Genomic DNA, 21,276 nt, shown 5'->3' with positions numbered 1-21,276 from the left:
GGCGGGAGAGGGACCAGGGCGGCGCGCGGTCGCTGCCCGGAAAAGCGGCAGCGCTGCCACCAATGTCGTCTTGCCTTCCGGCAGGGCATCCCTATCTTGTTGCAATGCGGGAACGCGATGGCGTCGCGCTCCCGCTGCCCTCCTTGGGCGTTTCCTCCCTAGACTTCGGGCCACTCTCGCGAGTGGCCTTTTTTCTTGGGACATATGCTGGCCCGACGGCTTTCGATTGGCGCGCGGCGGAGCTTATGGCCGCGCTCCGCGTTGACCCTCCGGTACTGGCCCGTCTCGTGCATCGCGGGACGATCGGAGCCGAGCGTCAGGGGAGCGGTCGAGCGATGCGGCAATTCACGTTGCGGGTCGAGGAGAGCGGCGAAGGCCTCGTCTGCATCACCAGCCCGGAGATCAAGAGCCTGTTCGTGGCCGACGAGACCCTGGCCGGCGCGCTGGAAGCGGTGCCGAGCGTGGTCCGCGCCCTGATGCGCGAAGAGGGCCGCGGCACCCTGCCGGGCGAGGAGGCCGCCGAATAGGCGGCCCGCCGGGCCGAGCTGGAACGCCGCACGATCTCTTGGCGATCTCTTGGCGATCGGGCGTCGTTCTTCGCACGCGCTCGCTCCGGGGATTGCGATGAGCCCTCTCGACGACGATGCCTGGGACGAATGGTCTCCCGACGAACTCGGCCGGCGTCTTCGAGAGGCAGGACGCCCTTGGTACGTCGCAGGCGGATGGGCTCTCGACGTTTGGCATGGAAGGCCAACGCGCGAGCACGACGACTTGGAGTTCGTCGTCCTGCGCGATGATGCCGACCATTTCCGCGCCATCCTGAACGACCTTGAATTCTTTACCGTGCGAGACGGGATCCTCGAACATCTCCCCCCATCCGCCCACTTGCACGGCGACGTCTGGCAGGTTTGGGGCGCAGACATGCTGTGCGGTCGCTGGCGGGTGGACATGATGATGGAGCCGGGGACGCCGGACCGATGGATCTACAAGCGGGATCCAACGATCCAGATGGCCCGTTCCGCCGCTGTCCGCGTGAGCGAAACGGGTATCCCGTACCTGGCACCCATCAATGTCATGCTCTTCAAGGCCAAGTATCGCCGGGACAAAGACGAGCGGGATTTCGAAATCGCCCGGCAAGAATTCTCGGCCGCGGAGAGGGAGCAACTGATCGCCTGGCTCGACGAACTGCATCCCGGCCACGAGTGGATCGAGACGCTGCGCATCGGCGGGGAGTGGGACGCAGGCAGCACCGGAACGCGGTGACGGCGACGGAGGCGACGCAGCGGGCGAGCCTTATCCATCGGTGTCGGGGATCGTGCAGGAGCGTTCCGCGAGGGGCCGATCGCCTGTTCGCGCCACCCTTTTTTGCCATGGGCGGCGCGCTGGGCTTCGACGACGGTCGGGTCGCAAGAGGCAGCTTCGCCGGACCGCCGGGCCTCGCGCGGATGGTGGGTCTACCCTCGGGCGCGAGCCCGGATCATGAAGTTGTCGTAGGTATACTCCGCGACCTGGAACCAGAGATATTCCTCGTTGCGGAACGTCTTCAGTGCCTCGTAGACGCGCTTGAAGTCCGGGTTCTTGGCGCCGATCTCGGCGTAGATGTCGTTGGCGGCCTTGAGGGCGGCCTCCATCACCTCCTGCGGGAAGGGGCGGAGCTGGGCACCGCCGCCGACGAGCCGGCGCAGGGCCGCCGGGTTGCGGGCGTCGTACTTGGCCTGGAGGTCGCCGTTGACGGCCGCCGCCGCGCCCTGCGCGATCGCCCGGTAGGCCTTGGGCAGCTCGGCCCATTTCTGGGCGTTAAACCAGAAATGCAGCATGGAGCCGCCTTCCCAGAAGCCCGGGTAGTAGTAGAACGGCGCCACCTTGTTGAGGCCGAGCTTCTCGTCGTCGTAGGGGCCGATCCACTCGGCGGCGTCCAGGGTCTTTCCTTCGAGGGCCGCGTAGAGGTCGGCGCCCGGCAGGGTCTGGGCCGCGACGCCGAGCTTGCCCATCACCTGGGCGCCGAGGCCGGCGATGCGGAAGCGCAGGCCCTGGAGGTCGGCGAGGCTCTTCACCTCGCGGCGGAACCAGCCGCCCATCTGGGTGCCGGTGTTGCCGCCGGGCAGGGCGTAGAGCTTGCTCTTCGCAAAGATCTCGTTGAACAAATCGAGCGCCCCGCCCTGCAGCATCCAGGCATTCTGCTGGCGGGCGTTGAGGCCGAACGGCACCGCGGTGGCGAGCGCGTAGGTGGGGTCGCGTCCGACCTCGTAATAGGCGGCCGAATACGCCATCTCGACGGTGCCGGATCCGACCGCGTCGAGGAGGGCGGGGGATTCTCCCGCCGGCGCCGCCGCGACCTCGATCTGGAAGCGGTTGTCGGTCGCCTCGGCGACGAGGCGGGCGAAGAGCTCGGCCGCGCCGTAGAGGGCGTCGAGGTTGCGCGGAAAGGCGGAGTGCAGGCGCCAGCGCAGCTCGGGAGTTCCCTGCGCGAGCGCCGGGGCCGCGAGGGCGCTGCCGCCGGCAAGGCCCAGCCCGGCCGTGAGAATGTCGCGACGCTTCATGCTCTCCTCATCGGAGGATCGATCCTGTTGACCGGGCAACAGGTAGAGCATCCGGCGCGAAAGCGCACCGGGGCGGCGATCGGGCAGCGTCCGCCCCCGCGCGGATGACCTCGTGCAGCCGGGGCCCTATGTTACGCTCGTCCCGATTCCGCGGCCCCTCGCCCGCGGGACATTCCTGCCGCCCTGCCGGAGCGCGACCCGACCGTGAAGCCCGAACCGATCTCCCTGCACACGGTCTGCGGCCTCGAGGAGCTGGGCCATCACTCCACCCGCGGCGTCACCCACGTCCTGTCGATCCTCGACCCGGCCTGGCCGGAGCCCGAGGCCTTCGGCACCTACGACGCGCATCACCGCGTCACGCTGCGCTTCCACGACATCATCGAGCCGACCGAGGGCCAGATCCTGCCCGAGCGCCACGACGTCGAGGCGATCCTGCATTTCGGCAAGGAGCTGGCGGCCGAGACCGCACGGCGCAAGACGCACCTGCTGATCCACTGCCATGCCGGCATCTCGCGCTCCACCGCCGCGATGACGATGCTGCTGGGCCAAGCCCACCCGAAGCTCGACGCCGAAGCCGTGGTGGCCAAGATCCACGCGCTACGCGAAAAATCCTGGCCCAACGCCCGCATGATCGCCTTCGCGGACGAGGCGATGGGCTACGACGGCACGCTGACCGAAGCGGTGCGCCGGCTGCACGCCCTGCAGTTGCGAGTGCGCCCGAACCTCGTCGAGCTGATGCGCAGCCTCGGGCGGGGGCGGGAGGTGGATGCGGCCCTGGCCTGACCGGCGCCTCACCGAAGGTCGGCCCGCCTCGGCGTGCGAGACGGAACATCGGCCTGGACGATCCAGGCTGACGTTTCGATGGTCGAATCTTGTCACGGTACACGACATTGAAGAAAGTGGAGGCCACCACGCGGGCGTTCCACCCCCTTTCCCGGACGACTGGAGCGTCAGCGGAAGGAGATCCGGGATCCAGCAGAGGACATGCCGCGAAGCGGCTCAACCTGTTGCACCGTCGCAGACAATGAGACGCTTCGCGGCTTTTCGTGCTGGATTCCGGATCTCCTTCCGCTTCGCTTCAGTCGTCCGGAAAAGGGGTTGGTTTGCCATGGGTCATGGAGCCTAGCTGCACGGTTCCCGGCCAGTGTCGTGTACCGTGGAATCTTGTATCGTCCTCGCGTCATCTCTTGTCGAGCAATAGGATTCTTGCGGCTGATCGATCGTGAATCCGAGCAACACGCGGGATACGCTCGGTGCGCGTTCGACCTATCCTCTTCACGGCCGGTCTCCCGTTTCTTCTGCCGACGCGCACATTCGCCTGACAGAGGCCCGTTCCGACGGTCGACAAGGTCGTGAGACCCGGGCAGACCCTGAAGATCGGATGGTTCATCTGCGTCGATCCGAGCTGCCGTTCGCCGGGGCCGATGACCGTCGATCTGATCGAGCCGCCGGAGAAAGGGCGGATCCTGGTCGAGCAGGGGCCGGAATATACGAGCTCCCCTCCCGGAAACCCGCGATCGGCCTGCAACGAGCGGAAGAACTCGGCCACCCGCCCGATCTACGGCGCGCCGCCCGGCCCGGCGGACGACGACCGGTTCACCATCGAGATCGTCGATTGCCTGGGCGATGCGCGACGGGTCGACGACCACGTCGCCCTGCATTGACGGCGGCCTGACAGGCTCCGATCGATCCCGCGTGATCGGGGATGCGGGGTTCCGGGCGCCGCCATGGACCCGGGACCGGCCGCGGAGCGGCCGAGACCTTCACAGGCCCGTCAAGCAGGCTCTCGACCCAGCACGTACGTCTCGATCGCCTCCGCGAACCCGTCCGCCTCGTTCGTCCCGGTCACGTGCGTCGCGGCCCGCTGCACCGCCTCGCTGGCGTTGCCCATCGCGATCGACAGGCCGGCGCGGGAAAACATCGCCGTGTCGTTCGCCATGTCGCCGAGCACCGCCACCGCGGCCAGCGGGATATCCAGCTCCCCGGCGAGGCGGGCGACGAAGTGGCCCTTGTCGACGTGGGGCGGGGTCACGTCGAGATAGTAGGCCTGCGACCGGTGGACCGCCGCGCCCTCGCCGATCTCCTCCGCGAGACGCGGTTCGAGGGCGGCGAGCGCGGCATGGTCGCGCGAGACGCCGACGAGCTTCGCCGCGCGGCCGAGATGGGGCGCGAGATCGTCCACCACCCGCGGCTCGGCCTGGAGGGTGCGGCGCTCGAGGTCGGTATAGGCACCGGCGGGATCGGTCAGGAGCCAGGCCCCCTCGGCGAAGACCCAGAGGGCGATGCCCTCGGCGGCGAACCGCGCGGCGGCCTTGCGCGCCGCCGCCTCGGGGATCAGCGTCTCGTCGACGGGGGAGAGGTCGGGCCGCACCACCGTCGAGCCGTTGAAGGCGCCCATCGGCAGGGTGAGCCCGAGCGGCGCGACCAGCGGGCGCAGGCCGATCGGCGGGCGGCTCGACGCCACCGTGAAGGCGATCCCGCGCGCGCGCAGGGCCTCGACGGCGCGGACGGCCCGCGGCGTCAGCCGCTTGTCGCCGGTGACGAGCGTGCCGTCGACGTCGGTGACGACGAGGCGGATGGGCGAGGGGGCGTTCGTCATGCCGTGGGGCCTCCTCAGATTTCCCGGTGGACCGGCACCGGCTCGGGCGGCGTCTCGGGCCGCAGCGGGACGATGGCGGGGGTGAGCACCCGCTCGCGCAGGGCCTGCGGCCCGAGCGTCAGGGCGAAGAAGTCGTACGCGCCGGGCAGGTCGTTGGCCATCAGGAACTGGAAGTGCATGCGGAACGGCCGGAACGAGATCCGCCGATAGACCTCCGGCACGATGATGTCGCGGAACTGCGTCGAGCGGATCACCGGGTTGCGGACCGGGCCCGCCGGGGTCTCGCCGAGGTCGCGGGCGGGGTTGAAGCCGGGAAAGTTCATCCAGTCCTGCGGCGCCTGGTAATCGGCCCAGACCAGCCGGTCGGTGGCGACGAGGCTCATCAGCTCGGCCCGCACCCGGCGGGCCCGCGGGTTGATGGCGACGAGGGGCAGCCCGGCCCCGAGGGTGAGGAGCGACAGGCGCGGCCCCGCCGGGGAGCCGGCGGTCGCGGGCAGCACCCGGGCGGCGACCTCGGCGGCGGTGAGCCCGCCGGAGGAATGACCGACGATCAGGATCTCGTCGACCGCGCCGGCCTCGTGGATTCCGGCGACGTGGGCGGAAAACAGCGCGAGGCGGTCCTCGTAGTCCCGGCGCCAGCCGTTGCTGTGCTGCCAGTTGAACACCCAGTCGTTGATGAGCTGGCGCAGAAAGATCCGGTCGAGGAGCGGGGTCGCCGCGAGCACGAGGGCGATGCCGGCGAGCGCCCCGAGCACGCCCGCGGCGAGGCCCGGCAGCCAGCCCGCCGCGAGGTGGGCGACGCCCTGGCCGAGCAGAGCCGCCAGGGCGGCGAGGATCAGCGTCATGCCGAACGGGTAGAGGATGACGTTGCCGTATTTCCAGTTCAGGCCGTAGAGCCGGAAGAGCTTGCCGGTCACCGCGCCGTGCAGGATGCCGGCGGTGAGGAGCGCCATCGAGGCGATCAGCGGCCGTCGGAAATCCGCCCGCACGATGTCGTCCCAGAGCAGCACCTCGTAGGTGGTGTGCGTCTCGGCGCCGTCCCGCCCGGTCTCCACCGTCCAGGTCTGCACCAGGCCGTCGGGGCGGGTCTCGGCCCGGGTGAGGCTGCGCTTCACGAGGTCGAAGCGCTTGGCGTAGCGGGTGAACTCGCGGGTGAACAACGCCCGGTAGCGCTTGCCCGCCTCCGGATCGTAGCCCGGCAGGTAGACGACGTGGCGCCGCCGCACCGGCCCGGGAGCCTGCGGCGCCAAATCCGGCGGCGTGAAGCCGATCTGTGTGGTCATCCCTGCCCCGTCATCCGCGCGTCGCTCCCACTCCGTGACCTTGCCCGTGCCATCCTGGAGCCGCGATTTGGTAACCAGTGTCGTGAAGAGTCGACATGACCAGGGCCACGGCCCGGCACGCCGTTCCCTGTGTCTAGCGGGGAAGAGTGCCGGAGGGGAGGGCTCCCGGCGGTACTGTGACACGCCGGCCACGGACAGCGGTCCCCGACTCGGCTAGGGACCACTCTCAAGCGAAGGACGAGCAATCTCCCTGATGCGCGCATTCCCGATCGCCCTGTGCACCGCGCTCGCGGTCTCGGGCTGCTCCACGTTCCTTCCCGCCGCCGGCCCCACGGCGAGCGCGGTGGAAACGGGCGCCGACGTGGCGACCGACCAGGGCCTGCTCGCCCGCTACGAGATCATCGACGTCAACGCCGCGACGGTGGAGGCTCTGCGCGGCCGTCCCCTCGACAGCCTCCTCGCCTCGTTCGGCGATCGCCGCCCCGCCGTCGAACCGGTGATCGGCGTCGGCGACACCGTGGCGGTGACCATCTACGAGGCCAGCACCGGCGGCCTGTTTTCCGGCTCCCTGTCGATCGACCGGTTCTCCTCCGGCTCGAAATCGGCCACCATCCCGCCCCAGGTCGTCACCCGCGACGGTGCCATCACGGTGCCGTATGCCGGCCGCATCCAGGTGGCGGGCAAGCGCGTCCAGGACGTGCAGACCCAGATCGAGCAGGAACTCGCCGGCAAGGCGATCGAGCCGCAGGTCATCGTCACCGTCGTCCAGCCGACCAGCACCGCCGTGACGGTGACCGGCGAGGTGACGGCGGGCGCCCGCGTGCCGCTCTCCACCAAGGGCGACCGGCTGCTCGACGTGGTGGCGGGGGCGGGCGGCGTCCGCGCGCCGGTCTCCGAGACCTTCGTGCGGCTGTCGCGCGGCTCCACCACCGCGACGGTGCCGCTGACGGCGGTCGTGTCCAACCCGCGCGAAAACATCTTCCTGCGGCCGGGCGACACGCTCACCCTGGTGCGCGATCCCCAGACCTTCCTGGCGGTGGGTGCGCTCGGGGTGCAATCCGAGATCCCGTTCTCGGCCGAGGGCATCACGCTCGCCCAGGCGCTCGCCAAGGCGCGCGGCCTGTCGGACGGGCAGGCCGATCCGGCCGGCGTGTTCCTGTTCCGGTTCGAGCCGGCCTCGGTGGTGCGCCGCATGCGCCCGAACAGCCCGCTGCTCACCTCGAACTTCGTGCCGGTGGTCTACCGGATCAACATGCGCGATCCCAACAGCCTGTTCGTCTCGCAGGCGTTCCGGATGCGCAACCGCGACCTCGTCTACGTCTCGAACGCGCCCTTCACCGAGGTCCAGAAGGTGCTCAGCGTCTTCTCGACCATCACGGCGCCGGTCTCGGCCGGCGCCTCGGTCTACGCCGGCGTCCGGTAAGGGCGGAGGGGCGGGCGCCACGTGCCCGCCCTCGCGTCAGGCGGTCACCACCCGCACCGGCGCGCCCTGGCGCCAGGCCGCGATCGCCTCGACGGTATCCTCGTAGAACATCCGGAACGTGCTCTGCGTGACGTAGCCGAGATGCGGGGTCAGCACCGCGTTCGGCAGGGCGCGCAGCGGATGGTCGGCGGGCAGCGGCTCGCGGTCGAACACGTCGAGCCCGACCCGGATCCGGCCCTCGCCGAGAGCCGCGAGCAGCGCCGCCTCGTCGATCAGGGGCCCGCGGGAGGTGTTGATCAGGATCGCGCCCGGCCGCATCCGGGCGATCTCGGCCGGCCCGACGATGCCGCGGGTCGAGGGCGCCAGCACCATGTGCAGGCTGATCACGTCGCTCTGCGAAAAAAGGTCCTCGCGGGCGGCGAGCGTCGCGCCGCCGGCCTCGGCCCGCTCGGGCGTCAGGTTCGGGCTCCAGGCCGTCACCCGCATGCCGAGCGCGCGGCCCACCGCCGCGACCCGGGCGCCGATCCGCCCCAGCCCGACGAGGCCGAGGGTGCGCCCCTCCAGCCCCTCGCCGAGGGTCTCCTGCCAGCGCCCGCCGGCCATGTTGGCGAATTCGCGCGGCAGCGCACGGGCGCAGGCCAGCATCAGGGCGACCGTCAGCTCGGCGGTGGCGATCCCGCCCTCGCCGTTGCGGGTGTTGCAGACGGTGACGCCGCGGGCCCGGAGCGCCGCGGTGTCGACGGACGGGTTGCGGCCGCCGGTGAACACCACGAGCTTCAGGGCGGGGAGGGCGGCGGCCAGGGCCGCGTCGAGCGGCATGCGCTCGCGCATGAGGCAGAGCACGTCGTAGGGGGCGAGCCGCGCGGCGGCCTCGGCCGGCGGCACCGGCTCGCGAAAAAAATCCACCGCGACGTCGGGGCCGAGGCCGGCCCAGTCGGCGAGCCCCGCCGCCACGCCCTGGTAATCGTCGAGCACCGCGACCCGGATGCCGTGAGCCTGTGTCATCGCGCGTTCCCTTCTGTTGATCCGTCACCTATCGCGGAGCCGGCGGGCGTTCCAGCGGCGCGGTCCGTGCTATGCTTCCCGCTGCACCCTGACGCGTCGCGGCCCCCTTGCGCCCCCGCGGGCTCGCGCCCGATAGAGCGGGCGCCGCCCCGGATCCGTCACGGACAGGGGGCAGGAGGCCGTGCTAGATGCGCCTCACGACCCTTCCGGTCGCCCCGGTCGCCCGCCACGGCGGCTCCGGCGCCGCGGTAGGATCGCGAGGGACACTCACCAGCCGGCACGGAGCCGAGGACGGAGCGGGTCGAACCATGCGGGAGCGCCGAGGATGACGCGCAACGGGGCCGTCGCCGCCCTGTGGCTGGCGATCGCAGCGCTGCTGACCGGGACGGGCGCCGCCCGTGCCGACGTGACCGTCGGGGTCGCGGTCCCGCGCACCGGCGCGGTCGCGGGCATCGGCGAGCAGGTGCTGCAGGGCGTGCAGGCCGCCGTGCGGGACGCCAACGCCCGCGGCGGCATCAGCGGCGAGCCGATCGTGCTCGACGTGCAGGACGATGCCTGCGACCCGGGCCAGGCGATGGCGGTGGCCGAGCGCTTCGTGCGCGCCGGCGTGCGGCTGGTGATCGGCCATGTCTGCTCGAGCGCCTCGCTGGCGGCTTCCGACGTCTACGCGGCGGCGGGCGCCGTGATGATCAGCCCGGCCTCCAACGCCGCGCGCCTGACCGATCGCGGCCTGCCGACCATCTTCCGGGTCTCCGGCCGCGAGGACGACCAGGGCCGCCTCTCGGCCACGATCCTGGCCGAGCGCTTCCGCGACAAGAAGATCGCGATCCTGTACGACGACACGCCGCTGTCGCGGAACCTCGCCGAGTCGACCAAGGCCAACCTCAACAAGATCGGCCAGAACGAGACGCTGTTCGCGCCGATCGTGCCGGGGCAGACCGACGATGCGGCGCTGATCAAGCGCCTCCAGGGCGCGGGGATCGAGGTGGTCTATTACGGCGGCCACTACCAGGAGATGGGCAAGCTGGTGCGCAAGGCCGCGGAAGCCGGCTTTCGCCCGCAATGGTTCGGCACCTCCGGCATCGCCACCAAGGAGTTCGGCGCGCTGGCCGGCCCGGCGAGCGACGGCGTGCTGATGACCTTCAACCCGGATCTGCGCCGCAAGCCCGAGGCCGCCGCCGCCGTGAAGGCGCTGACGGCCGACGGGATCGACCCCGCCGGCTTCACCCTCTACGGCTACGCCGCCCTCCAGGCCCTCGTCGAGGCGGGCAACTTCGCCAAGTCGACCGACCCGAAGGCCATCGCCGAGACGCTGCATGCCGAGCGCTTCACCCTGGTGCTCGGCAATGTCGGATTCGACCAGAAGGGCGACGTGACCGCGCCCGGCTACGTCCTCTACGTCTGGCGCGACGGCGTGTTCACCTACGCGAACTGAGGTCGAGCGGCAGCGTGCCCTCCGCCACCGTGAGGGTGCGCCCGCCGATCCAGTCGGCGCCGTCGTAATCGACGAAGATCCGGCCGCGGCGCCCGAGCCGCGTTCCCTGCGCGGCGATATAGGGACCGGCGGCGCGGCCGGTCTCCCGCAGCCAGCCGGCCACCGCGGCGTTGAAGCTGCCGGTCACCGGGTCCTCGACCAGCGCGCCGGTGCCGTCGCCGAACAGGGTGCGGATCTCCCAGGCCACCTCGGCGCCCGGGGCGTGGGGACCGACGAGGCCGACATCGATGCGGTTCGCCACATGCCGGACCGGATCGACCGCCAGCACCTCCTCGGCGGACCGCAGCATCACCCCGACCCAGCCCGGGCCGTTGTCGCACCAGCGCGCCTCGACCACCTGCTCGGGCGCGATCCGCAGGACCGCCAGGATCTCCCGCATCTCGGCCTCGTCCACCGGCCCCTCGCGCAAGAGCTTCGGCGCGGCGAAGGCGAGGCGGTCGGCCTCCTGCCGGATCGGCACGAGGCCGGTGCCGCATTCCTGTACGATCCGCCCCGGCCGGCGCGGCACGCCGCCCAAGGCCAGCCAGGCGTGGCAGGCGCCCAGCGTCGGGTGGCCGGCGAAGGGCAGCTCGTGGGCGAGGGTGAAGATGCGTGCCCGGTAATCGGCCTCCGGATCGGTCGGCGGCAGCAGGAAGACCGTCTCCGACAGGTTGAACCACCGGGTCATCGCCTGCATCGTCGCGGTGTGGGCTCGACCCCGCTCACCACGGCGAGCGGATTGCCGGTGAAGGCGCCGTCGTGAAAGACGTCGATCAGGGCGAATCGGGCGGTCATGGCAGGTCTCCGGGCGACGGCTGGTGCCGCCGCAGACCTGTTTGGCTGATTTTCTCAGATCTTCCCACCCGGGACTTCGTCGAACCTCTAGGTCATCCCGAGGTTCGACGCAGGCGAGAACCCGGGATCCATCACCGCCGAGACATTCAGACCGAGGCGAACAGTTTTTCGCTTCGTCTCGCTTCGTCAGCGGTTATGGATCCCGGGTTCCGCTTCGCGGCCCCGGGATGACGTGGAGGGCTTGGAGCTGTTCAGTGGATCGAGGAGGGAGAGTGCAGATCAGCCCCCGTACAACCCCTTGTGCTCGTCCCGCAGCAGGTTCTTCTGCACCTTGCCCATGGTGTTGCGGGGCAGTTCGTCGGCGATGATGACGCGCTTGGGCAGCTTGAACTTGGCGAGCCGGCCTTCGAGCGCCGAGAGGATCGCCGCTTCGCTCGGGGCCTCGCTGCCGCGCGGCACCACCACGGCGGTGACGCCCTCGCCGAAATCCGGGTGGGGCACGCCGATCACCGCCGATTCGAGCACGCCGGGCAGCCCGTCGATCTCGGTCTCGACCTCCTTGGGGTAGACGTTGAAGCCCCCCGTGATGATCAGGTCCTTGCCGCGTCCGACGATGTGGACGTAGCCGCGCGGATCCACCTTGCCGAGGTCGCCGGTGATGAAGAAGCCGTCGGCCTTGAACTCGGCGGCGGTCTTTTCCGGCATGCGCCAGTAGCCCTTGAACACGTTGGGCCCGCGCACCTCGATCATCCCGACCTGGTCCGCGGCAACCGCCCGGCCGGTCTCCGGGTCGACCACCCGCAGCGACACCCCCGGCAGCGGAAACCCGACCGTGCCGGCGACCCGGTCGCCGTCATAGGGGTTCGAGGTGCTCATGTTGGTCTCGGTCATGCCGTAGCGCTCGAGGATCGCGTGCCCGGTCCGCTCCTGCCACTCGCGATGGGTCTCGGCGAGCAAGGGAGCCGAGCCGGAGACGAACAGGCGCATGCGGGCCGCCGCCTCCCGGGTCAGGCCCGGCTCCTTGAGCAGGCGGGTGTAGAAGGTCGGCACGCCCATCAGTGCGGTGGCGCGGCCCATCAGCGACAGGATCAGCGGCGGATCGAGCTTGGGCAAAAAGATCATTGCGGCGCCCGACATCAGCACCGTGTTGGTGGCGACGAACAGGCCGTGGGTGTGGAACACCGGCAGCGCGTGGATCAGCACGTCGTCCGGCGTGAAGCGCCAGTAATCGACCAGCGTCAGGGCGTTCGACGACAGGTTGTCGTGGGTCAGCATCGCGCCCTTCGAGCGCCCGGTCGTGCCCGAGGTGTAGAGGATCGCCGCGAGATCGTCCGGGCGACGAGCCACGTCGGCGAAGTCGCCGGTCTGGCCGGCGGCCTCGGCCGCGATCGTGCCCTCGCCCTTGGCGTCGAGGGTGCCCACCTGCTTGACGCCGGCCTGCTCCGCCACGGGTTTCAGCGCGTCGAGCTTGCCCGGATCGCAGACGAACAGCGCCGGCTCGGCGTCGCCCAGGAAGTAGGCGATCTCGGAGGGCGTGTAGCCGGTATTGAGCGGCAGGAAGACCGCGCCGGCCCGCACGCAGCCGAGATAGAGCGCGATCACCGCCGGGCTCTTCTCGACCTGCACCGCCACCCGGTCCCCGGGGGCGACGCCGAGGCCGACGAGCGCCGCGGCGTAGCGGCCGGATTCGGCGATGAGATCCGCGTAGCTCCAGCGCAGGCCCTCGGGGGTTTCGAGGAACGTCCTGCCCGACGGATCGGCGGGGAGGCGGGAGCGGACGATGTCGAAGAAGTGGTTGGACATGGGGGACTCTTCAGTCGTCGGCGAGATGGCGGCCGCGCCGTCCACTCGAAGAACGCGGGTCTCTCCTTTCCCCGCGGGCGGGGAGAGGGCTGCATCTCCGTTCAGGAGATGCAGCAAGCCCGGAGGGCGAGGGTGAGGGGGTGTTTCCGGAGAAGCCACATCCGGCGCCTCCCCCTCACCCTCGGCTACCGCCTCGCTGCGCTCCCTGGACGGGAGCGCAGCCCTCTCCCCGCCCGCGGGGAGAGGGGAATGCTCACGCTTCCGCCAGCGCCACCGCCCGGGCCGGCGGCAGGTTCTGGCGCAATTCGCGGTTGACCGTGAGCGAGGCCGAGACGGTGCCGAGATTGGCGTAGGTCTCGTGGTTCTTCTCGATCGCCGCGAGGTCGTAGAGGTAGTTCACCATCAGGCCGTAGCCCTGCGACAGGCCCTTGGGCGAGACGTCGCCCAGGAAGTTTAGCCGCTCCAGCCGGGCGCCGTTGCCGAGGTGGAAACGGGCCACCGGGTCGACGGGCTTGCCGCGCGGGGTCTTGGCGCGCAGGAAGTAATAGGCGGCGGCCGAAAGCAGGGCTTTCTTCACCGCGTCGGCCTTGGCCTTGTCGGTGTGCCAGTCGGGCTGGTCGAGGACGCGCAGGGTCTCGACATCCTCGCGGGTGAGGCCCTGGGGCGCATCGGCCCGGCGCTCGCGGTCGAGCCAGGAGCGGAAGGTCGGCACCGGCGAGAGCGTCACGAAGGTCTTCAGGGCCGGCATCTCGCGGCAGAGATCTTCGACTACCTGCTTGATCAGGAAGTTGCCGAAGGTGATGCCGGCCAGGCCCTTCTGGCAGTTCGAGATCGAGTAGAAGATCGCGGTCGTCGCCTCGCGGGTCGCGGTGTGCTGGCGCTCGTGGGCGAGGATCGGATCGATCGCCGCCGCGATGGCGGTGGTGAGCGCCACCTCGACGAAGATCAGCGGCTCGTCGAGGAGCGCCGGGTGGAAGAACGCGAAGCAGCGCCGGTCCGGCGGCTCGATGCGCCGGCGCAGGTCGTCCCAGCCCGAGATCGCGTGCACCGCCTCGTAGCGGATGATCTTTTCCAGGATGTGGGCCGGGGTGGTCCAGTCGATCCGGCGCAGGACCAGGAAGCCGCGGTTGAACCACGAGGCGAACAGGTGCTCGAAATCGGCATCGAGGCTGTCGACCGCCTCCGCCAGGGCCGGGTCCGGCTTGTCGGCCTTGCGGGCGGCGTCGCGCAGGGAAAACAGGTCCTCGCGCATCCGCACCAGGGCGATCGTGCCGTCGCGGGCGAGATTGAGTCGGCGGATCAGCTCCTGCGAGCGCGGCTCGGCCGCCTCGTGCAGGCGGCCCAGCGCGGCGCGGGACGGCGTCGTCTCGTAGGCCGCGATGGCGCTGGCGACCGCGTCGTGGTCGGCCCCGAATTCGAGGGCGATGCGGCGCAGGAAGTCGCGGCGGTCGTCCCGCCCGAAGCTGTCGTAGCGGTCGAGGATGATCCGGGCGAGCGCCACGCCCGAGGCCTCGCCGCGCCGCGAGATCAGGTCCTCGCAGAGCTTCACCACCTCGGCGACGCTCGCCTTGGCGGGGTCGTCGCGGCCGAAGGCGATCAGCCCGCGGCCCCGGTCCGAGATGCTCTGGAGGAGGTCGCCGAGGAACGAGATCGCCGCCATGGGGCCTTGCTCACCATCGGGTTGCGGGGGGCGGCCGCGGGCGCCGCCCGTCTTCAGATAGGGCGTCGCCGCCGCTGCGGAGAGAGAGACCGGGCGCCCCCCGGTGTCGCGGACGGGGTCCGGAATCGCGTCCCGCATGGTGCCGCTCCTACTTGGTCGAGGGCAAGAGGAGATCCGGCAGCCAAAGGGCGATCCCGGGCATCAGGCAGAGCAGGAGGATTGCCACCGCCATCAGGATCACGAAGGGCAGGGTGCCCCAGATGATGTCGGAGAGCGGGATGTCGGGGGCGATGTTCTTGATGACGAAGATGTTGAGGCCGACCGGCGGGTGGATCAGCCCCATCTCCATCGTGATCGTCATGACGACGCCGAACCAGACCAGATCGAACCCGGCGGCCTTGAGCGGCGGCAGGATGATCGGGGCGGTCATCAGGATGATCGAGACCGGCGGCAGGAAGAAGCCGAGGCCGACGACGAGGAGCAGGATGGTCAGCAGCAGCAGCCAGGGCGAGAGCTGCATCGCCACGATCGCGGCGGCGGCGGCCTGCGAGATGTGGAGGTAGCTCATCACGTAGGCGTAGAGCAGCGACATGCCGATGATCAGCATCAGCATGGTCGATTCGCGCAGGGTCGCGACCAGGATCGGGCTCACGTCCCGGGCTCGCCAGACGCCGTAGATCGCCGCGATCAAAGCGAGTGCCAGGAGGCCGCCGAGGCCGGCCGTCTCGGAGGGCGTGGCGTAACCGCCGTACAGCGCCACCATCACGCCGGTGAGCAGCACCACGAAGGGCAGCACACGCGGCAGGGTCGAGAAGCGCTCCGCCATCGAGTAGCGGTCCTCGGCCAGGATCGGATGCCCGGTCCCGCCGGTCTCGTAGGCCGCCCGCGCGGTGGCGAATTCGCGCCGGAAGCGCCAGGCGGCGTAAGCCGCGAACAGCAGCACCAGGAGAAGCCCCGGGCCGATGCCGGCGAGGAAGAGCCGCCCGAGGGACTGCTCGGCCGCCACCGCATAGAGGATCATGGTGATGGAGGGCGGCAGGAGGATGCCGAGCGTGCCCCCCGCCGCGATGATGCCGGCGGCAAAGCCCCCGGAATAGCCGCGCCGGCGCATCTCCGGGATGCCGGCCGAGCCGATCGCCGAGCAGGTCGCCGGGCTCGATCCCGCCATGGCGGCAAACAGCGCGCAGGCGAAGACGTTGGCGATGCCCAAGCCCCCCGGGATCTTGTGCATCCAGGCATGCATCGCCGAGTAGAGGTCCTGGCCCGCCTTCGACCGGCCGATCGCCGCGCCCTTCAGGATGAAGAGCGGGATCGACAACAGCGTGATCGAGGCCATCTCCTCGTAGACGTTCTGCGCCACCGTATCGAGGGAGGCGCCGGGCATGAAGGCCAGCATGAAGACGAGGGCCACCGCGCCGAGCGCGAAGGCGATCGGGATGCCCGCGAGCATCGCCCCGAGGGTGGCGCCCGCATAAAGCGTGCCGATGATCGCGGTGCTCATCGGGCGGAATCCTTCGTGTCTTGCTTCTTCGCCCGGACGAGGTCGGGCCCGAGGCCGACCTTCGGATCGGCGAAGCCGGCGGCCGCCGGCCCGCGGGCGAGGGCTTCGGCGATCTGGAGCAGGAATTGCAGCGCCAAGAGCGTCATGCCGGCCGCCATCAGCGAGTAGGGGATCCAGAGCGGCGGCCCCCAGGTCGATTGCGAGATCTGGCCGTCGACCCAGGCCTCGTGCAGCAGCGTCCAGCTCTTCCAGGCGAAGAAGGCGACGAATCCGAGGCTGACGACGTCGGCGACGATGAGCCGGATGCGGTTCGCCCGCGGCGAGAGGAGGCCGGTCAGCGCCTCGATCGCGACGTGGCCGCGCCGCGCCTGGACGCCGGCCGCCGACAGGAAGGTGGCGCCGACGATCAGGAACACCGCCGTCTCGTCCTGCCACTCGGTCGGAACCTTGAGGAGGTAGCGGACGACGACACTGTAGCTCAGAACCAGGCAGGCGGCGACGAGGGCGAGCCCGCCGAGGAGCAGGATCACCCGGTTGAGGCCGCCCATCGCGGCCTCGATGGCCGCGAGCGGCCCGGGCAGACGGGCCCGCGCGGCAGGGCGCTCCGGCTCCGCGGCGGCGGAGGCCGCGTCGAAGGCGTGGCTCACGCGACCGCCTCCGCGAGCTTCAGCATCTCGGCGCAGGAGGAGGACTTCGCCGCGTAGTCCTTCCAGGCGGAGTCGCGGGCGATGTCGCGCCACTTGCCCAGTGTGGCCTCGTCCAGGGTCTCGACCTTGGCGCCGGCCTTCCCGAAGATCTGCTCGACCCGGCTGTCGTCGGCCTGCGCCCCCTCCTGGCCGAAGGATTCGAGCTCGGCACCGACCGCCATGATCAGCTCCTGCTGGTCCTTCGGCAGGGCGTCGAACACGGTCTTCGACATCATGATCGGCTCGAGCATGAACCAGTACGAGCGGCCCCGCCCCGAGGTGAGGGATTTCGACAGTTCCTCCAGCCGGAACGAGATCAGGCTGGTCGAGGAGGTGATGACCGCGTCGCAGGCGCCGGTCTGCATCGCCGCGTAGGATTCGTTCGAGGGCAGGCTGAGCGTCGCGGCGCCGGCGGCCTTCATCATCAGGTCCATCTCGCGCGAGCCGCCGCGGACCTTCAGGCCCTTGGCGTCCTCGGGGCGCACCAGCGGCCGCTCGCGGCTCGCGACGCCTCCCGCCTGCCAGACCCAGGAGACCAGCACGATGTTCTTGGCGAGCAGGATCTCGGTGAGCTTGCGGCCGACCGGCGCGGTCTTCCAGGCCATCGCCTGCGGGTAGGAGGTCACGAGCGCCGGCATCAGCCCGATATTGGTCTCCGGCACCTCGCCGCCCGCGTACGGCAGGGGATAGAGGCTCATGTCGAGCGCGCCCTTGCGCATCGCGCTGAACTGGGCGTTCGTCTTCATCAGCGAGGAGCCGGGATAGACCTGGACCTCGATCGCCCCCTTCGAGCGCTCCTTCACGGCGGCGGCGAACTTGCGGCACATCCGATCGCGAAAATCGCCCTCGTCGATCGTGCCGCCGGGAAACTGGTGCGAGAGCTTGAGGGTCGTGGCGGCCTGCGCGGCGCGCCCGAGACCGATCAGGGCGGGCGCGGCGAGGCCGGCGGCCACGAGGGTGCGGCGGGTGAGAGCCATGGCGTTTCCTCCGGTCGGCGCGCGGATGCGTTGGGCCGCGTCTCGCGCAATCGGCGCCGGACCGGTCGTGTGCCCGCCACCTCGTGTACGCAGGTGACACCAATCTTGTATATTTTGTCAACGCCGGTGCATAATTACGCCGCAGGGGAAGGCGGGACCGGCCATGAACCAAACCCGGACGACGGAAGCCCGTACGGACCAAGCCCGGATGAACCACGCCCAGCGGCTGCGGCAGACCATCGAGGACGAGATCGTGGATGGGGGCCTGCGCCCCGGCGACCGGCTCGACGAGTGCCAGCTCGCCGCCCGCTTCGGCGTCTCGCGCACGCCGATCCGCGAGGCGCTGCTCCAGCTCGCCGTGACCGGCCTGATCGAGATCAAGCCGCGGCGCGGCGCGGTGGTGAGCACCCCCGAGCCCGCCCGCCTCGTCGAGATGTTCGAGACCATGGCGGAGCTGGAGGCGGCCTGCGGGCGCCTCGCCGCCCGGCGCCTGACCGACGAGCATCACCGCGCCCTCGCGGCGGCGCTCGACGCCTGCCGAACCGCGGCGGCGGACGGCGACATGGAAGCCTATTATGCCGAGAACGCGGTCTTCCACGCGGTGATCTACCGGGCGTCCGGCAACGGTTTCCTGTGCGAGCAGGCCCTGACCCTGAGCCGGCGGCTGGCGCCGTTCCGGCGCATCCAGCTGCGCGCCCGCAACCGGCTGCGCCAGTCGCTCGCCGAGCACGAGGGCGTGGTCGCGGCGATCCTGGCCGGGGACGAGGCGACCGCCGGCGAACGCCTGCGCGCCCACGTCCTGGTGCAGGGCGACCGGTTCGCCGAACTCATCCGCAGCCTGCCGGGCGGCAGCGCGGCGGGGCGCGCCTCCGTCGCGTCAACCCTTTGACCTCACGGCATTTTATCGGATTCGGAACGACCCGTGGGGCGCGACGTTGAGACTTGGTGCGCTCACGCTTGTGGGCCGCCGAGATCCTGCCCCAGCCCGGTGTCGTGATGCCGCCCGAACCCCGCCCCGGTCCCGCCGCCTCCGGCGCGACCTCGATCCTGTGGACCGCCCTCCTGGGCATCGCCCTGGTGCGCCTCGTCACCGCGCGGCGGCCGGCGGGCGTCGCCGAGGCCGAGCCGGACCCGACCGGCCATCTCGGCCAAGGCGCCAAGTCGTATTCCGGGCGCCCGGCCCAGTGGGTCGCCGATACCGAGGGCGATCGCGGGCGCAAGGCCGAGACGCCGATGGACATCCCGGCCAAGGGCTGGAAGGACGTGCTCACCCGCGTCTACCTCGAATTCCAGAAGGACCGGGTGCTGTCGGTGGCGGCCGGCGTCACCTTCTACACCCTTCTCGCCATCTTCCCGGCGGTGGCGGCGCTCGTCTCGCTCTACGGCCTGTTCACCGATCCGAGCACCATCAACGACCACCTCTCCCTGCTCCAGGGCGTGCTGCCCTCCGGCGCACTCGAGATCATCGGCGATCAGGTCAAGCGCATCACCGCGAAGGGCAGCACCACCCTCGGCATCACTTTCTTCACCAGTCTGGCGATCTCGCTGTGGAGCGCCAATGCCAGCATGAAGGCGATGTTCGACGCGCTGAACATCGTCTACGAGGAGCGGGAGAAGCGCAGCTTCATCCAGCTCAACCTGCGCTCGCTCGCCTTCACCTTCGGGGCGCTGGTCTTCGTCGTCGTGGCGCTCGGCGGCATCGTGGTGCTGCCGGTGGCGCTGAACTTCCTCGGCAATTTCGGCATCAGCATCAGCCCGACGGCCTGGTACGTCGCGCTGCTGCGCTGGCCGGCCCTTCTGGCGGTCCTGCTGTTCGGGCTGGCGCTGCTCTACCGCTTCGGCCCCAGCCGCGACCTGCCGCGCTGGCGCTGGGTCACGCCCGGCAGCCTCACCGCCGGGGTGGTGTGGCTCGCGGCCTCGATCGGCTTCTCCTGGTACGTCGCGCATTTCGGCAGCTACAACGAGACCTACGGCTCGCTCGGCGCCGCGATCGGCTTCATGACCTGGATCTGGATCTCCTCGACGATCGTGCTGCTCGGCGGCGAGATCAACGCCGAGCTCGAGCACCAGACGGCGCGGGACACCACGGTCGGCCCCGAGGAGCCGATGGGCACGAGGCGCGCCCGCATGGCCGACACGGTCGGGGCGCCGGCTTGAGCGGCCGGCGGGCGACGGCCCGGGCACGGTTCCGGCGCCGCAGCCTCTCGCCAGATGCGGCGTGTGCCACCATCTTGGGGCTCAGGAGAATCAGGCAATCTTCGAGGAGCGGCCCGTGGCCAGCCAAGACATGTCCGACACCGCCGAGACCCGCACCGAGGCCGAGTGGCGCCGGGAGCTGACGCCCGAGCAGTACCGCGTGCTGCGCGAGCACGGCACCGAGCGGGCCGGCACCAGCCCGCTCAACAACGAGAAGCGCGCCGGCACCTTCGTATGCGCCGGCTGCGGCCAGCCGCTGTTCGAATCCGGCACCAAATACGAGTCCGGCTCCGGCTGGCCGAGCTTCTTCGCGCCGATGGAGGGTGCGGTGGAGACGCAGACCGACCGCTCGTTCTTCATGACCCGCACCGAGGTGCATTGCGCCCGCTGCAAGGGCCATCTCGGCCACGTCTTCGAGGACGGTCCGGCACCGACCGGCCTGCGCTACTGCATGAACGGCGCCGCGATGGGCTTCGAGCCGCAGGAGTGAGTCGGTCCGGGAGGGGAACACCCTCCCGGTCGGTGCCCCGGGACGCGGGCTACGCCGCTCCGTGCAGCGAGACCCGGAACAGCTCCCGGAACTCCTCCGCCCCGACCGGCCGGCCGTTGGTCGCCGTCGAGTGGTCCGCGACCGCCCGGGGCACCAGGGCCTCGCACTCGGCCTGCGTCACCCCCATGGCGGCGAGGTCGGTCGGCAGGCCGAGGTCGCGGTTGAGCGCCTCGATCGCGGCGGCGAGGTCGGCCCCCTCGGGCAGGCCCATCGCCCGGCGCAGGGCCGCGTACTTGTCCTCGCAGGCCGGCGCGTTGAAGCGCAGGAGGTGCGGCAGGATCACGGCGTTGAGCGTGCCGTGATGGAGCCGCTTCGCCTTCAGCCCGCCGAGCGCGTGCGACATCGAGTGGACGGCGCCCAGCCCCTTCTGGAAGGTCATGCCGCCTTCGAGCGCGGCCATCATCATGTCCTCGCGCGCCGCGATGTCGGCGCCGTCACGGACCGCGCGGGCGAGCGAGCGGACGGCGCGGCTCAGGCCGTCGAGGGCGATCGCCTCGGCCGGCGGGTTGTGGCGGGGGCTCAGGTAGGTCTCGATGCAGTGGGTCAGGGCGTCCATGCCGGTCGCCGCGGTGAGGCCGGGCGGCAGGCCGAGCGTCAGCTCGGGGTCGCAGATCGCCACGTTCGGGATCAGGTGGGGCGAGATGAAGCCGAGCTTGCGCCCGTCGGCGAGCGTGATCAGCGCCCGGGTGCCGCCCTCGCTGCCGGTGCCGGCGGTGGTCGGGACCTGGATCAGACCGATGCGGCGGCCCCGCACCTTCTCGGGGCCGACGACCTCGTGGAGGGT

At 70.6% G+C, this 21,276-nt stretch carries 20 protein-coding genes; 9 read left to right on the top strand and 11 right to left on the bottom strand.

Translation table 11 applies throughout. From position 1 onward, the window contains the following. The first annotated feature begins 335 nt into the window (after window positions 1–335). Window positions 336–527: a hypothetical protein gene (locus QR78_RS19995; protein ID WP_048429329.1), complete on the top strand. Its 192-nt coding sequence runs from the start codon at window positions 336–338 to the stop codon at window positions 525–527. A 97-nt stretch (window positions 528–624) separates the two neighbouring features. Further along, window positions 625–1,263, top strand: coding sequence for a nucleotidyltransferase domain-containing protein (locus tag QR78_RS19990; protein WP_048429328.1), 639 nt, complete (start codon window positions 625–627; stop codon window positions 1,261–1,263). A 191-nt stretch (window positions 1,264–1,454) separates the two neighbouring features. Here QR78_RS19990 and QR78_RS19985 read toward each other — a convergent pair whose 3' ends face one another. Next, a complete protein-coding gene (locus QR78_RS19985; protein WP_048429327.1) occupies window positions 1,455–2,540 on the bottom strand; it encodes a TRAP transporter substrate-binding protein in 1,086 nt (361 codons plus the stop codon). A gap of 204 nt (window positions 2,541–2,744) precedes the next feature. Here QR78_RS19985 and QR78_RS19980 point away from each other — a divergent pair, with 204 nt between their 5' ends. Both QR78_RS19980 and QR78_RS19975 read left to right on the top strand, forming a co-directional pair. Beyond that, entirely contained in the window at window positions 2,745–3,323 is a 579-nt protein-coding gene (locus QR78_RS19980; RefSeq protein ID WP_048429326.1) for a tyrosine phosphatase family protein, read from the top strand. A 641-nt stretch (window positions 3,324–3,964) separates the two neighbouring features. After that, window positions 3,965–4,204 (top strand): hypothetical protein, encoded by a 240-nt coding sequence (locus tag QR78_RS19975; RefSeq protein ID WP_125901098.1) that lies wholly within the window; start codon window positions 3,965–3,967, stop codon window positions 4,202–4,204. Window positions 4,205–4,314: 110 nt separating this feature from the next. Here QR78_RS19975 and QR78_RS19970 read toward each other — a convergent pair whose 3' ends face one another. Further along, on the bottom strand, window positions 4,315–5,139 hold the full coding sequence (locus QR78_RS19970; protein WP_048429324.1) for a Cof-type HAD-IIB family hydrolase: 825 nt from the start codon (window positions 5,137–5,139) through the stop codon (window positions 4,315–4,317). A gap of 14 nt (window positions 5,140–5,153) precedes the next feature. Then, on the bottom strand, window positions 5,154–6,422 hold the full coding sequence (locus tag QR78_RS19965) for a hypothetical protein (protein WP_048429323.1): 1,269 nt from the start codon (window positions 6,420–6,422) through the stop codon (window positions 5,154–5,156). Between the two features lie 253 nt (window positions 6,423–6,675). Here QR78_RS19965 and QR78_RS19960 point away from each other — a divergent pair, with 253 nt between their 5' ends. Further along, entirely contained in the window at window positions 6,676–7,845 is a 1,170-nt protein-coding gene (locus QR78_RS19960) for a polysaccharide biosynthesis/export family protein (protein ID WP_048429322.1), read from the top strand. A 36-nt stretch (window positions 7,846–7,881) separates the two neighbouring features. On the opposite strand, the gene QR78_RS19955 is transcribed toward QR78_RS19960, so the two are convergent. Continuing rightward, entirely contained in the window at window positions 7,882–8,850 is a 969-nt protein-coding gene (locus QR78_RS19955) for a D-2-hydroxyacid dehydrogenase family protein (RefSeq protein WP_048429321.1), read from the bottom strand. A gap of 325 nt (window positions 8,851–9,175) precedes the next feature. Between QR78_RS19955 and QR78_RS19950 the strand changes: the two genes are divergently transcribed. Beyond that, a complete protein-coding gene (locus QR78_RS19950) occupies window positions 9,176–10,285 on the top strand; it encodes a branched-chain amino acid ABC transporter substrate-binding protein (protein WP_048429320.1) in 1,110 nt (369 codons plus the stop codon). Here QR78_RS19950 and QR78_RS19945 read toward each other — a convergent pair. From QR78_RS19945 to dctP, 6 genes are all read right to left on the bottom strand, one after another. Continuing rightward, entirely contained in the window at window positions 10,269–11,012 is a 744-nt protein-coding gene (locus QR78_RS19945) for a PhzF family phenazine biosynthesis protein (protein WP_342027901.1), read from the bottom strand. The two genes, QR78_RS19950 and QR78_RS19945, sit on opposite strands and share 17 nt — an antisense overlap. A 386-nt stretch (window positions 11,013–11,398) precedes the next feature. Continuing rightward, the gene (locus tag QR78_RS19940) at window positions 11,399–12,922 is read right to left on the bottom strand and encodes a malonate--CoA ligase (protein ID WP_048429319.1); all 1,524 of its coding nucleotides are present in this window, start codon (window positions 12,920–12,922) and stop codon (window positions 11,399–11,401) included. A 253-nt stretch (window positions 12,923–13,175) separates the two neighbouring features. After that, window positions 13,176–14,582 (bottom strand): malonyl-CoA decarboxylase, encoded by a 1,407-nt coding sequence (locus QR78_RS19935; RefSeq protein WP_048429318.1) that lies wholly within the window; start codon window positions 14,580–14,582, stop codon window positions 13,176–13,178. 148 nt (window positions 14,583–14,730) lie between these two features. Beyond that, window positions 14,731–16,083, bottom strand: coding sequence for a TRAP transporter large permease (locus tag QR78_RS19930; protein ID WP_048429317.1), 1,353 nt, complete (start codon window positions 16,081–16,083; stop codon window positions 14,731–14,733). After that, a complete protein-coding gene (locus QR78_RS19925; protein WP_048429316.1) occupies window positions 16,080–16,730 on the bottom strand; it encodes a TRAP transporter small permease in 651 nt (216 codons plus the stop codon). The genes QR78_RS19930 and QR78_RS19925 overlap by 4 nt, the downstream gene beginning before the upstream one ends. Next, window positions 16,727–17,746: a TRAP transporter substrate-binding protein DctP gene (dctP, locus tag QR78_RS19920; RefSeq protein WP_048429315.1), complete on the bottom strand. Its 1,020-nt coding sequence runs from the start codon at window positions 17,744–17,746 to the stop codon at window positions 16,727–16,729. The genes QR78_RS19925 and dctP overlap by 4 nt, the downstream gene beginning before the upstream one ends. Before the next feature lie 208 nt (window positions 17,747–17,954). Here dctP and QR78_RS19915 point away from each other — a divergent pair, with 208 nt between their 5' ends. The 3 genes from QR78_RS19915 to msrB all read left to right on the top strand — a co-directional run bounded on the left by QR78_RS19915 (window position 17,955) and on the right by msrB (window position 20,432). Further along, window positions 17,955–18,635, top strand: a complete 681-nt coding sequence (locus tag QR78_RS19915) for a GntR family transcriptional regulator (protein ID WP_048429314.1) — start codon at window positions 17,955–17,957, stop codon at window positions 18,633–18,635. Window positions 18,636–18,742: 107 nt separating this feature from the next. Continuing rightward, complete coding sequence (locus tag QR78_RS19910; protein ID WP_048429336.1) at window positions 18,743–19,903, top strand: YihY/virulence factor BrkB family protein; 1,161 nt, start codon at window positions 18,743–18,745, stop codon at window positions 19,901–19,903. Window positions 19,904–20,033: 130 nt separating this feature from the next. Continuing rightward, window positions 20,034–20,432, top strand: a complete 399-nt coding sequence (gene msrB / locus QR78_RS19905; protein WP_048429313.1) for a peptide-methionine (R)-S-oxide reductase MsrB — start codon at window positions 20,034–20,036, stop codon at window positions 20,430–20,432. Window positions 20,433–20,481: 49 nt separating this feature from the next. Here the strand turns inward: msrB and QR78_RS19900 are convergent. After that, window positions 20,482–21,276, bottom strand: a 795-nt coding sequence (locus QR78_RS19900) for an iron-containing alcohol dehydrogenase (protein WP_048429312.1), incomplete at its 5' end; no start/stop codon positions are given.

Origin of the sequence: Methylobacterium indicum (genome assembly GCF_001043895.1) — a bacterium.
GTDB classification, from domain to species: domain Bacteria; phylum Pseudomonadota; class Alphaproteobacteria; order Rhizobiales; family Beijerinckiaceae; genus Methylobacterium; species Methylobacterium indicum.
This window is presented reverse-complemented; position numbering and strand designations above follow the sequence as displayed.